At 35.6% G+C, this 11,736-nt stretch carries 14 protein-coding genes, 1 tRNA gene and 1 pseudogene; 6 read left to right on the plus strand and 10 right to left on the minus strand.

Translation table 11 applies throughout. The features are described 5' to 3' along the window. Positions 1 to 3: 3 nt before the first annotated feature. The 3 genes from tyrS to rsfS are packed head-to-tail and all read right to left on the minus strand — an operon-like array spanning position 4 to position 1,829. Positions 4 to 1,254 carry a tyrosine--tRNA ligase gene (gene tyrS, locus ACFZP3_RS01140; RefSeq protein WP_253307173.1) on the minus strand — a complete coding sequence of 417 codons (1,251 nt, stop codon included), beginning with the start codon at positions 1,252 to 1,254 and terminating at the stop codon, positions 4 to 6. 60 nt (positions 1,255 to 1,314) lie between these two features. Beyond that, the gene (locus tag ACFZP3_RS01145; protein WP_265017553.1) at positions 1,315 to 1,512 is read right to left on the minus strand and encodes a hypothetical protein; all 198 of its coding nucleotides are present in this window, start codon (positions 1,510 to 1,512) and stop codon (positions 1,315 to 1,317) included. Beyond that, entirely contained in the window at positions 1,503 to 1,829 is a 327-nt protein-coding gene (gene rsfS / locus ACFZP3_RS01150; RefSeq protein WP_253309997.1) for a ribosome silencing factor, read from the minus strand. The genes ACFZP3_RS01145 and rsfS overlap by 10 nt, the downstream gene beginning before the upstream one ends. Before the next feature lie 180 nt (positions 1,830 to 2,009). On the opposite strand from rsfS, the gene ACFZP3_RS01155 reads away from it, so the two are divergent. The 3 genes from ACFZP3_RS01155 to ACFZP3_RS01165 are packed head-to-tail and all read left to right on the plus strand — an operon-like array spanning position 2,010 to position 3,931. Continuing rightward, positions 2,010 to 2,627, plus strand: coding sequence for an AAA family ATPase (locus tag ACFZP3_RS01155; protein ID WP_386086657.1), 618 nt, complete (start codon positions 2,010 to 2,012; stop codon positions 2,625 to 2,627). Then, entirely contained in the window at positions 2,620 to 3,105 is a 486-nt protein-coding gene (locus ACFZP3_RS01160; RefSeq protein ID WP_253307175.1) for an RNA pyrophosphohydrolase, read from the plus strand. The genes ACFZP3_RS01155 and ACFZP3_RS01160 overlap by 8 nt, the downstream gene beginning before the upstream one ends. Positions 3,106 to 3,121: 16 nt before the next feature. Further along, complete coding sequence (locus tag ACFZP3_RS01165) at positions 3,122 to 3,931, plus strand: TatD family hydrolase (protein ID WP_253307176.1); 810 nt, start codon at positions 3,122 to 3,124, stop codon at positions 3,929 to 3,931. On the opposite strand, the gene mdh is transcribed toward ACFZP3_RS01165, so the two are convergent. From mdh to ACFZP3_RS01195, 6 genes are read right to left on the minus strand one after another with little or no spacing between them, the layout of a single operon-like run. Continuing rightward, on the minus strand, positions 3,906 to 4,868 hold the full coding sequence (mdh, locus tag ACFZP3_RS01170; protein WP_253307177.1) for a malate dehydrogenase: 963 nt from the start codon (positions 4,866 to 4,868) through the stop codon (positions 3,906 to 3,908). The genes ACFZP3_RS01165 and mdh overlap by 26 nt on opposite strands. A gap of 3 nt (positions 4,869 to 4,871) precedes the next feature. Beyond that, positions 4,872 to 5,444: an NADH-quinone oxidoreductase subunit C gene (locus ACFZP3_RS01175; RefSeq protein WP_253307178.1), complete on the minus strand. Its 573-nt coding sequence runs from the start codon at positions 5,442 to 5,444 to the stop codon at positions 4,872 to 4,874. Beyond that, the gene (locus ACFZP3_RS01180) at positions 5,437 to 5,952 is read right to left on the minus strand and encodes a NuoB/complex I 20 kDa subunit family protein (protein WP_164224545.1); all 516 of its coding nucleotides are present in this window, start codon (positions 5,950 to 5,952) and stop codon (positions 5,437 to 5,439) included. Before ACFZP3_RS01180 ends, ACFZP3_RS01175 begins: the two co-directional genes overlap by 8 nt. 3 nt (positions 5,953 to 5,955) lie before the next feature. Next, positions 5,956 to 6,309: an NADH-quinone oxidoreductase subunit A gene (locus ACFZP3_RS01185; RefSeq protein ID WP_006279576.1), complete on the minus strand. Its 354-nt coding sequence runs from the start codon at positions 6,307 to 6,309 to the stop codon at positions 5,956 to 5,958. 18 nt (positions 6,310 to 6,327) lie between these two features. Continuing rightward, positions 6,328 to 6,696, minus strand: coding sequence for an HIT domain-containing protein (locus ACFZP3_RS01190; protein WP_386086661.1), 369 nt, complete (start codon positions 6,694 to 6,696; stop codon positions 6,328 to 6,330). A 3-nt stretch (positions 6,697 to 6,699) separates the two neighbouring features. Next, on the minus strand, positions 6,700 to 7,650 hold the full coding sequence (locus ACFZP3_RS01195) for a hypothetical protein (protein ID WP_264688007.1): 951 nt from the start codon (positions 7,648 to 7,650) through the stop codon (positions 6,700 to 6,702). Between the two features lie 179 nt (positions 7,651 to 7,829). Here ACFZP3_RS01195 and ACFZP3_RS01200 point away from each other — a divergent pair, with 179 nt between their 5' ends. Further along, positions 7,830 to 9,359: a Mur ligase family protein gene (locus ACFZP3_RS01200; RefSeq protein ID WP_386086663.1), complete on the plus strand. Its 1,530-nt coding sequence runs from the start codon at positions 7,830 to 7,832 to the stop codon at positions 9,357 to 9,359. Between the two features lie 50 nt (positions 9,360 to 9,409). Further along, positions 9,410 to 10,360 carry a complex I NDUFA9 subunit family protein gene (locus ACFZP3_RS01205; RefSeq protein ID WP_253307182.1) on the plus strand — a complete coding sequence of 317 codons (951 nt, stop codon included), beginning with the start codon at positions 9,410 to 9,412 and terminating at the stop codon, positions 10,358 to 10,360. A gap of 8 nt (positions 10,361 to 10,368) precedes the next feature. Here ACFZP3_RS01205 and ACFZP3_RS01210 read toward each other — a convergent pair. Then, positions 10,369 to 10,442: transfer RNA gene (locus tag ACFZP3_RS01210), tRNA-Arg, on the minus strand. Between the two features lie 1,129 nt (positions 10,443 to 11,571). Here ACFZP3_RS01210 and ACFZP3_RS01215 point away from each other — a divergent pair. Next, a pseudogene (locus tag ACFZP3_RS01215) lies at positions 11,572 to 11,727 on the plus strand (transposase); the annotation flags it as partial. Between the last annotated feature and the right edge of the window lie 9 nt (positions 11,728 to 11,736).

Genomic DNA, 11,736 nt, shown 5'->3' on the forward strand with positions numbered 1-11,736 from the left:
GACCTAATCTACCACAACTTTAATATGGCGCTTCTTTCCTGCAGATAATTTTATAAATGGCTGACCTTTAAAGCTCTCGAAATTTATTATATAGTTAACGTCATTTATAATATTATCATTAACTTTGCACCCGTTGCCCTGTATTAAACGCTTTGCTGCGCCTTTTGAAGGTTCAAAACCGGTGTCACGCAGTAGGTTTACTAAGGATATGCCGCTTGCAACTTGTGCTTTTTTTATGATGTAATCAGGAAGTAGTGAGCTATCTTCATTCTCAAAAGCAGAGACTGCAGCAGATAGTGCAAGTTCCGCTTCTTTGTCACCATGACATATTTTTGTCACCTCTGTTGCTAAAACTTTTTTTGCTTCATTTATTTCCTGATCTTTTAAGGATTCTAACTTTTTGATCTCATCAATTGACACATCAGTGAGCAATCTCAAAAAACGTCCAACATCTTGATCATCAACGTTGCGAAAATATTGCCAGTAGTCGTAAGGCTTTAGCATATTATCATCAAGCCACACTGCTCCACTTTCAGTTTTGCCCATTTTTACCCCTTGAGCATTCAATAAAAGAGGGGCAGTAAGGCCAAACAGCTCAGGTAAATTCAACTTTTTTCCAAGCTCAATTCCGTTTACTATATTTCCCCACTGGTCTGACCCTCCAATCTGCAGACGACAGCCATGCTTTTTATTCAACTCAACAAAATCATAAGCCTGCAATAGCATGTAATTAAATTCCAGAAAGCTTAAGGTTTGCTCTCTATCCAGCCTGGTTTTCACACTATCAAAACTTAGCATACGATTTACAGAAAAATAAGCTCCTATATCACGCAAAAAATCTATGTATTTTATGTTATCCAACCAATCTGCGTTATTTACTATCATTGCACCAGTCTTGCTGTCATTAAAAGACACCATTTTCTCTAATATTCTCCTTATGCTGGATGTATTTTGATTGATGTTCTCTACGGGCAAGATGCTTCTTGCTTTATCTTTGAAGGATGGGTCACCAATTTTTGTTGTGCCACCTCCAAGTAAGACTATCGGCTTATAACCAAATTTCTGCAGGTGACGGAGCATCATAATCTGAATTAGGTGACCAGCATGAAGACTTGGTGCTGTGCAATCAAACCCAATGTATGCGACTATATGATTATTTTCGGATAATAGCTGATCTAACTCTTCAATATTTGTACATTGGTATAGGTACCCTCTTTCTTGGATAAAATTTAAAAACTCGGACTTGTGTTTCATTTTATAAACCCCAGTCTATCCTGTCATTAATGCCGAAGGTAACCCTAATAGGGAAAGATGTCATCCAAGTAGCCAACACTGGGATCCAGAAAACTTAATTATAAACAAGCACACTATACAACGTTTTCGATGAAATTGCATGAAAAACTGGATTCCAGTGTCAGCTACTTTCATGACACCACTACCTGTGCAGGAGTTGCCTTCAAAATTACAACGTTTGTGCAGTTGTGCACCAGCTATCCAGGCAATCAGTTCCATAACTCTTCTATTTTATAATACTCCCTTACTTCTGACCTGAATATGTGAACCATTATGCCTTGAAAATTCAAAATCACCCAATTGCCTTCATCCATACCTTCTACATCTATTTTATCATGTCGCTCGAGACTTTTTATTACGTGTTCAGCTAACGCTTTCACATGGCGACTTGAATCACCAGATGCAATAATCATATATTTTGCAATAATGGTTCTATTCTGCACATCGAGAGTAACTATATCGTGACCTTTATTTTGATCTATTATACTTACAATCATGCTTTTTATTGATTCTGTATCACTGGATACATTAGTCATCATCTTAAATTATTTAATTTACTTATAATTATACACTCAAAATCTCTAAATATGAACTATTTTCAACGCGACTGTTCGTTAAAAAGGTATTACCTGCATCTATTTTATCATCATGTTTTTAGCATGTACAATGATATACTTTTATATATAATTGAAAATAGCTTTCTACTAGTATTCATTATGGACAAGACTCTCATCTACTTAATCGGCTTTCCAGGCAGTGGTAAGTTTACTACTGCAAAGGAACTGTGTAAAATCATTGATGCAGTAATAGTAAGCAATAATCTATTCAATAATATTATATTTGATATTGTTAAATTGCAGGATGCTGAAGTTCCAGATGAACTATGGGAAAAAATTTTTGCAGTTAGGGAAAATATATTAGCAATACTAGAAAAACACTACATAAAATCAAAACATTATATATTTACAAATGAATTGATAGAGGGTGACCCCTATGATCAGAGAATATACAACTCTGTGGTAAATTTAAGTAAAAAAATGGATATGGAAATTCTTCCTGTAGTGTTATATTGTAATGACGAAGAACTAGCAAGGCGTATTCACTCAAAGGAGAGATGCCGGAAAAATAAAATTATTGATTCGGATTTTGTTATGAAAAGAATTGAAGGGAAAAGGCTATTTATACCGGAAGGTACACTTGAAATTGATAACTCAAACTTAAGTGCAAAGGAAGTTGCAAAGAAAATTGTTGAAGAGATGAAGGAAGAAAAAAATGGAAAATTAATTAAAACTTCTGTAACAAATCATTTAAAAACAGAGCGTACTCGTGGTTGAGCAGAAAGATAAGTATCGTCCTTGTGTTGGCATAATGCTATTTAACAGACAAGGACATGCCTTTATTGGAAAACGCTTTGATAGCGACTCTTACTGGCAGATGCCACAAGGAGGTGTTGATGATGGTGAGGAACTGGAACAAGCAGCGTTACGTGAGTTGCTAGAGGAAGTTGGTACTAATAAAGTAAAGGTTATAACTAAAAGCAAGGATTGGATATACTACAACTTGCCTGAAGAAGTTATACCAAAGTGCTGGAATGGGAAATATTCTGGTCAAAAGCAAAGGTGGTTCTTAATGAAATTTTATGGAGAGGATAAGGATATTGATATTAATTATACTGATCATCCAGAGTTCAAAGAGTGGCGTTGGCAAAGTATAGATGATTTAGTAGCCAATGCTATATCATTTAAAAAAGAAGTTTATAAGACAGTGATAGAAGAGTTTTCTTCTATAATAAAAACCTCTATTATTGAGTAAAATTTACAATAAGCTCATGATAGTAGATTCTCATTGCCACTTGATTTATTTTTCCGATGATGAAATACCAAAAGTAATTTCAAGGGCAGAGCAAAATGGTGTAAAAATTTTGCATAACATATGCGTAAGCATTGATGATATCCCTAAATTATTAAAAATTTCTTCATCCTACGATCAAGTCTACTTCTCTGTTGGTATACATCCACTTGATGCTGCTATAGAAAACGGTGAGTGTATACATGCTGATGAATTAGTTGAATTTACTAAGAATCAAAAGGTAATTAGTATCGGTGAAACCGGGTTAGATTTTTATAAATCTGACAACAAAGACAATCAGAAAAAAAGTTTTGCATCACACATAGAAGCAGCAAGAATAACAGGGTTACCTTTAGTTATTCACACTAGGAGTGCTGATAGTGAGATGATCGATATGTTAAAGTCAGAAATGAAAACCTGTGCTTTTAGTGGAGTAATGCACTGCTTTGCTTCCTCTAAAGAGCTTGCTTATCAATCTATAGATTTAGGGTTATATATTTCATTTTCTGGAATCATTACTTTTAAAAATGCGAGCTTACTCAGAGGAATTGCACAAGGTGTACCACGCGAACGTGTTTTGGTTGAAACTGATGCACCGTATCTATCACCTGAGCCTTACAGAGGAAAAAAGAACGAACCAGCAATGGTAAAATATGTTGTGGATTGTTTGGCAGAGTTATGGAATGAGTCACCCGACAAAGTAGCAGAAATAACCACAAGCAACTTTTTTAGGCTGTTTACGAAACTTGAGCTACAAGGAAGTTCTATAAAACCATTGATTTGCTTATGAGCCTAAATAGTTCTTTCACTGCATTCACAGATTTATCGAACATTTCTCGTTCACTATTATCCATCTTAACTTCTAGGACCTTTTCAACTCCATTTTTTCCAATAATTACAGGAACACCAATAAACAAATCTTTTACACCATATTCACCATTAAGGTAAGCAGCACATGGTAATATACGCCTTTTATCTTTTAAATATGACTCTAACATGCATATAGCTGAAGATGCAGGAGCGTAGTATGCAGATCCAGACTTAAGCAGATCAACTATTTCTTTACCGCCATTGCGAGTGCGTTCAACTATTTCATCAACTTTTTTCTGCGTAATGAGACCCATATCGATAACTTGGGTAAGTGGAATGCCAGCGATAGAAGTGCAATTAATGAGTGGTACCATAGTGTCACCATGTCCTCCAAGCACAAAAGCAGATATATCTTCAACTGAAATATTTAATTCACTTGCAAGAAAATAACGGAAACGGGAAGAATCAAGCACTCCTGCCATTCCAACAACCATATTAGCTGGAAGGTTTGAAAATTTATGCACCACTGAAACCATGGCATCCAAAGGGTTGGTAACCACTATTACAAACGCATTTGGAGAATACTTCTTAATATTTTCACCAACCTCCTTCATTACTTTAGCATTGGTTTGCAGGAGGTCATCCCTGCTCATTCCAGGTTTTCTAGCAATGCCTGCTGTTATGATGATTGCATCAGAATTTTCTATATCTTTGTATTGATTAGTTCCAGTTAAACCAGAATTAAATCCATCAATAGGGGATGATTCTGCTATGTCAAGTGCTTTACCTTGCGGTATTCCATCACTAATATCAAGTAAAACAACATTGCCGAGTTCCCTTAGTGCAATCATATGGGCAAGAGTTCCACCGATATTTCCTGCACCGATTAAAGATATTTTTTTTCTTTGTACTGTCATTTTCTACTCCTTTGTATTTACTTTTATGGTTTTACCTTCCCAAGGCGATAGGCTATCAAGCATACGAAAATCTTGCGATAAATCTATAGGATTATATACAACCTTTTTTGCCTCTATATCGTATCTTACTTCCTCATAACCAGTGAGAGGGAAATCTTTTAACATTGGATGACCTTTGAATCCATAGTCTGTTAGAATCCTACGCAAATCAGGGTGATCAGAGAATTCTATTCCATACATATCAAACACTTCACGCTCAAACCACGAAGCTGTGCTAAATACCTTTGCTATGCTTGGAGGCATATCGCCCTCACATAATTGAAGTTTTATGTGTACTCTAATATTATGCACAATGCTGAGTAAATTGTACACTAACTCAAAGCGCTTTTCTCGATCTGGATAGTCAACCCCAAAAATATCAACTAATAGTTCAAACCTACACTTTTCATCATCACGTAGAAAGGATAGGTGCTTTTCAATTTCATCTAAAGTTGAATATATTACAATAATGCCATCATCTTTTTGAATGCACTCACACTTGGTCTTTTTTTGTATATGCCTTGCAGTTTTATCCATGCTTTATATTCTGAGTTCGTTTTATTTTGTTTTGTAGGCATAGCATTCCATATAGCAACGCCTCAGCGGTTGGTGGGCATCCAGGGACATACACGTCAACTGGCACAATTCTATCACAGCCTCGGACTACTGAATAAGAATAATGGTAATAACCACCACCATTTGCACAACTTCCCATAGAAATAACATACTTCGGGTCTGCCATTTGATCATAAACCTTGCGCAATGCTGCTGCCATTTTATTAGTTAGTGTGCCAGCAACAATCATCACATCTGATTGACGTGGGCTTGCACGAAACATTATGCCATATCTATCAAGATCATAACGGCTGGATGCAGTATGCATCATCTCAACTGCGCAACATGCAAGACCAAATGTCATTGGCCACAATGAACCAGACCTTGCCCAATTCATTACATAATCTATTAAATCACCAAATTTAGTAACAAGAAACCCTTCTTTTTTATAACGACCCCAGTCATCATTAGATAGAATTTGATTTGTCATAAACTACTCCCACTCTAATGCACCTTTACACCATTCATAGATAAAACCTATAGTGAGTATTGCAAGAAATACCATCATAGACCAAAATCCACCATAGCTTATCTTAGATAAAGAAACAGCCCAAGGAAAAAGAAAAGCGATTTCTAAGTCAAATATTATAAATAATATTGAAACTAGGTAAAATTTAATGTCAAAATTTTTTCTTGCACTGGATAGTGGATTGAAGCCACACTCATATGTGGAAAGTTTTTCACCATCTGGCTTACTCACTGCAAGAAACATAGGCAATATACCTAAAGCAAAAGATACTACAATTGATACGCAGATAAAGATTACTATGGTTAGATATTCGCTCATTTAACAAAACATATAACACTATGAGTTTACATGCTTTCCTAACTTTTTACCACCTAAAATATGCACGTGAAAGTGTGGTACAACCTGCTCTCCATTTTCACCGTAGTTAGTGACTAATCTATATCCTGTTTTTTCTAAATTATATTTATGTGCTATTTCTCTGACAATTTTGAAAAAACTTACTATCTCCTCTTCAGAAGCTTTTAGAATAAAATCATCGTATGAAATATATTGATTTTTTGGTATAACTAAAATGTGAACTGGTGCGTCAGGGTACTTATCATGAAAAGCTAGTACATTTTCATTTTCATGTACCTTCTCACAAGGTAACTCACCTCTTAATATTTGAGCAAAGATGTTATTGCTATCATAAACTTCATTGCTCATATTTTAAGAGCGACCTTTCCCTCTTCCTTTATTTCTTTCTACATCAGGCGTAGATAGTGGTTTTATTACTTCACAAGAGGCATCTTCAAAATTCAAAAAAGTACTTCCCAATCCTTCTGCTTGCTTTTTGATATCTCGTTCTGATAACTGCATATTTTTTATAGGAGAAATAGCTTCTTTACTTTTACCAAAAGGAAACTCGTTAGGATTAGTAATGTTAAAAGATTTTACTAATTCATCTGTACTTGTAACAGTTTCTGAAGACTGCCCTGGTGACTTTCCAGTTTGTGCTGGCCCTGGAGTTTTTGATGGTTTGTTCTGGTTATCATATTCTCGATACAATTTTTCTGCAATACCATTCAGCAATTTTAAGTCTGTATGAATTTTAAATTCTCCACCAGTAATTCCTGCAAGCTTCTTAAGGTCTTCGTCAACTTTATTAGCAATTCCTTTAAGAACAAGCTCTTCTATTTCTTTCTTGCTCTTGCCTTTATTATCAGGATTAGTTTTAATAGTGTTAGCTATTTCCTCAACGTTAATTTCAATTACAATTTTGTTTTCTTCTCTAAAAATAGTTACATTTGGCAGGTTTTTCTTTATTTGACCTAATTGTTCATCGTTCAAATAAGGTATATCTCCCGTCAGAGTCCTTGACGCTAAAAAAGCTACCTTTCCTTTCCCTTTCTTTTGCTCTGTTATTTCTACACCAAGATTCTCACTAGCTTGTGTGGTTTCTATAGGTGGGTCATACTCTTCAAGTGGGCTGCCAATAATATAACGCCCGCCATTTTTTATGTCGTGCCACATTTCGCCCCGAGACTTAAACCAGTTTTTTGGCTGTATAGGATATATTATACCCCCAAATAGAGCTCCTATACCTCTACCCAGAAAATTTCCTACTCCCGAAGCTGCATTACCAACTTTAGATTCTTCATTTTGGTCGTTTTTTGGCATACACACCTCCAAGTTACTTTCTACAACTAAATACATTTTAATTATAGACGAAAAAATTTAAACTTCTATATCCATTATAAGATAGAATTATAGGGATTGCAACCATTATTTATACATTGTCTAAAACATGTGGTATTTGCTACTTTATTCAATTTACTTTAAAGAGTACTCTCTAAATTATGTTTAAATGGAATACAAATAATATCATTGATGCAACTGGCGGAAGAGGCGTAAATGGTTGTAATTGGACACATAGCTCAAATATTTCAACGGACACAAGAAGCATAAAAAAAGGTGATTTATTTATTGCACTCAAGGGAAAGAATTTTGATGGCCATAATTTTTTGCATGAAGCGTTTTTAAAAGGGGCTGCCGCTGCAATAGTAAGTGAGGGTAAATATAAAAATTTCCCTCTCATTATTGTACAAGATACCCTGAAAGCTTTGCACGATATGGCATCATACTATATTAGAAATATTCTTGTTGATGCTAAAATTATTGCAATTACAGGCAGTGTCGGGAAAACCACTACAAAGGATATGCTGCACACTGTTTTATCGCAATATGGAGTGTCCCATGCAAACAAAAGTAACTTAAATAATAATATAGGATTGCCTTTGACAATTCTAAAAGCTCCAAAAAACTGCCAGTACTTAATCCTTGAAATGGGAATGAATAAAGCTGGTGAAATAAAAGAATTATCAAAGATTAGTAATCCAAATATTGCAGTTATTACAAACATCGAACCTGCACATACTGAAAATTTTTCATCACTATTTGACGTTGCACAAGCGAAGTTAGAAATTCTATATGGTATGAAAAGTAATGGTACTTTGGTCTTGAACAGAGATAATAAATATTATGATTATCTCTCATCACGCGCCAATAGAAATGTAATAAGCCTCGGTAAAGATAAAAATGCTGAAGTTTGTTTACTAAACTTAATAAGAAACGATGAATCTTCTGTCATTTCAGCACTATCTTCTGTCATCCCAGTGCCCAGACACTGGGATCCAGGAAGTTCAATTGCAAATGAGCATATCAGACGGTTGTATAATAAAGACTGGATTCCAGCGTCACGCGCTGGAATGACATCAAACCGAGTTGCTAATAGATTAAGTTTAAAAATCAGGCTGAGTGATAATCAAGTTATAAACTGTAATTTACGTGTACAAGGTGAGCATTTTGCTTATTCGCTACTTGTTGTTGCAGCAGTTGTGCAGAGCCTCGGACTTGATTTATCAAAATTACCACTTGCACTTAAGAATTTTAGTGTAACGAAAGGTAGAGGCAATATTCATAAGGTCAAATACAATAAAAAATATATACATTTAATTGATGACTCCTATAACGCCAGCCCTGCTTCGATGAAAACTGCAATAAAAACTTTGAGTACATATTCTAATCAGAGAAAAGTAGCTTTGCTTGGTGATATGTTGGAACTTGGTGATAAAAGCATAGAATTTCATACAGATTTGGTTAAGATTGTCACAGAAAATAATATAGATAAAATTTATACAGTTGGTAAATTTATGTTAGAATTGCATGAGCTTTTGCCAGATAATATAAGAGGCGCGCATTTTAATGATTCTAATCAATTGAAAAGTGATTTAGCTAACATTATTCAGAATAATGACGCAATTCTAGTTAAAGGCTCACGAAGAATGAAAATGGATCTTATTGTACGGGAATTCATAATAGAATATTAAGCAAAATCATTGTATTAATTTACAGTAACAAATTATTAGGAACTTTAATCGTGACAAAACGTGTAATTATTTTTGGTGGAACGGGGTTTATAGGGAAACACATCGTAAGACGCTTGGCAGCAGAAGGATATTTAATAAAGATATTCACTCGTAATCAGGAAAAAGCTGCTTGTTTAAAATTGTGTGGCAATTTGGGACAAATATCAATATTTAAAGGCGATTTTTTTGATGAAAAATCAGTTCTAGAGGGTATGGAAGAATGTGATGTAGCCATAAACTTAGTGGGAATATTATATGAAGCAAAAAAGCACGATTTTTACGCTGTTCACGTTAAAATAGCTGAAAGGATAGCAAAAGCTGCAAAAATGAAAAATGTACCTATGATGATACATTTTTCCGCTATGGGAATAGAAAATAGCAAGTTGTCAAAATATGCCAAAAGTAAATTGGAAGGTGAAAAAGCTGTAACTTCAGCATTTCAAGAAGCAATAATAATTAGGCCAAGCCTTGTATTTGGTAAAGAAGATAACTTCTTTAATAAATTTGCAAGATTAGCAACTGTTCTTCCTTTTTTGCCGCTAATTGGCAATGGAACGACTAAATTTCAGCCAATATGTGTAACAGACTTAGCTGAAGTGGTATATCGTATTATCAGTTTTAATAAGCAAGACAAGAAAATTTATAACATGGGTGGACCAAAGGTTTACTCTTTCAAAAGCTTATTGAAGTTTATTCTGAATGTTACTAACAGAAAGTGTTTGTTGATCAATGTATCTTTTCCAATGGCAAAGTTAATAGCTTTCTTTTTAGAAAATAAAATTATTTCTATGCTGCTAAAACCAATAACTGGAGATACGAACCCTGTGCTTACTCAAGATCAGGTGAAAGTTATGATGAATAGCTCAATCGAAAAGTCAGCTGACCTTGAAACAATGAAGGTTCGACCATTAGCAATTGAAAATGTGGTGCCAGAATACTTGAAGATTTATAGAAAGTATTGATAGAAGAGTGTGCCCGGTAGGATTCGAACCTACGACCCACAGCTTAGAAGGCTGTTGCTCTATCCAGCTGAGCTACGGGCACACAATATATATAAAATGCTTCTTAGTACAAGTGAAGTCAAGTATTTCGTGTGAATATGATGTTTGTGGTAATATCTTACAACACCTTGTCATTGCAGTTGTGTGTCATGCGCTGCCGAAATTGGATGCGAGAAGTCCATTTATTTTAGAAAATATTATATAGAAAGTTGCTTGACAAACTCCGCCAGCCCCCTTATTATGACAATAAGGTTATTTATGACTCAAAACTTGTTTTTGACCTGCAGGCTCAATGACAAAATTCAGTAAAAAACTCAGGGTATTTTTTGGCGGATTACATAAAATTATAGCGGCTGCATGTCTTTTTTATTTTTTCTACATTCAGCCAAATCGCGCTTATTTTAAGCGTTAGCACATTATTACAGCGCCACTTACAGTAATATAGAGTCAAAACTCGCACCACGGGGCTTCTTTTGCCTTTTTTTTATTTGGTAAATTTCTTAATGTTTCTAGCTAAAGCAATTTAAGAGACCGAAAATGGTGTCATTCCAGCGCGTGACGCTAGAATCTAGTCTTTATTATGCAGCCACTTGTTTAAAGTTAAGTTTTCTGGATCCAAGTAGTCAAGCTACTCGGATGACACCTTGACGATTTGAAGAATCGTCGTCCCGCTGCTTGTTAGCGGCTAAGAGATACCGTGAATGAATCACGGTATGACGGTTCGTGGTGGTATAGTAATTCGTCATCCCGCAGCGGGATCTATGTCAAGAGATACCGTGACGGTATGACGGTTAATTCACGGCGGTATGACGGTTCGCGATGGTATGACGTAGGACTGCTGTCATTCCAGTCTGGAATCTAGTTCTTATTGTACATTTACTTGGTGTAGAGTTAAGTTTCCTGGATCCCAGTGTTGGCTACTTGGATGACATCATAGGGGCGCTGGAATGACACCCTGACAATCGTCATCCCGCTACTTGTTAGCGGGATCTAGAAATACCGCGGCGGTATGACGGTTCGCGGTGGTATGACGTAGGACTGCTGTCATTCCAGTGCTTGACACTGGAATCCAGCTTCTATGCAACCTCATCAAAAACATTCATTTAGTATAAGATCAGCTACTTTCCATGCTAGTTTGCTTATAAACAAGCAAACTTTTCTGGATCCCAGTGACCTTTGTTGTATTGCCAAAGAGATGGGTCGTTGAGCGCTCTTTTGCTTGGTTGGAAAAGTGTAGGCAGTTGTGGAAAAATTGCGAACGTAAACTCAATACCAGCTTGCAAATGATTGTCCTTTCCTTCATTTCTCTCCTATTACGAAGATTTTAAACAGGTTCT

Source organism: Wolbachia endosymbiont (group A) of Norellia spinipes (assembly GCF_964273535.1).

Coding starts and splice junctions, on each gene's coding strand:
- ACFZP3_RS01190 (WP_386086661.1), bottom strand. CDS start 6,696: ATGAGCAATGAAGTTTATGATAGCAATAACATCTTTGCTCAAATATTA.
- ACFZP3_RS01180 (WP_164224545.1), bottom strand. CDS start 5,952: ATGACAAATCAAATTCTATCTAATGATGACTGGGGTCGTTATAAAAAA.
- tyrS (WP_253307173.1), bottom strand. CDS start 1,254: ATGAAACACAAGTCCGAGTTTTTAAATTTTATCCAAGAAAGAGGGTAC.
- ACFZP3_RS01195 (WP_264688007.1), bottom strand. CDS start 7,650: ATGCCAAAAAACGACCAAAATGAAGAATCTAAAGTTGGTAATGCAGCT.
- ACFZP3_RS01185 (WP_006279576.1), bottom strand. CDS start 6,309: ATGAGCGAATATCTAACCATAGTAATCTTTATCTGCGTATCAATTGTA.
- ACFZP3_RS01200 (WP_386086663.1), top strand. CDS start 7,830: ATGTTTAAATGGAATACAAATAATATCATTGATGCAACTGGCGGAAGA.
- rsfS (WP_253309997.1), bottom strand. CDS start 1,829: ATGACTAATGTATCCAGTGATACAGAATCAATAAAAAGCATGATTGTA.
- mdh (WP_253307177.1), bottom strand. CDS start 4,868: ATGACAGTACAAAGAAAAAAAATATCTTTAATCGGTGCAGGAAATATC.
- ACFZP3_RS01165 (WP_253307176.1), top strand. CDS start 3,122: ATGATAGTAGATTCTCATTGCCACTTGATTTATTTTTCCGATGATGAA.
- ACFZP3_RS01145 (WP_265017553.1), bottom strand. CDS start 1,512: ATGGAACTGATTGCCTGGATAGCTGGTGCACAACTGCACAAACGTTGT.
- ACFZP3_RS01175 (WP_253307178.1), bottom strand. CDS start 5,444: ATGGATAAAACTGCAAGGCATATACAAAAAAAGACCAAGTGTGAGTGC.
- ACFZP3_RS01155 (WP_386086657.1), top strand. CDS start 2,010: ATGGACAAGACTCTCATCTACTTAATCGGCTTTCCAGGCAGTGGTAAG.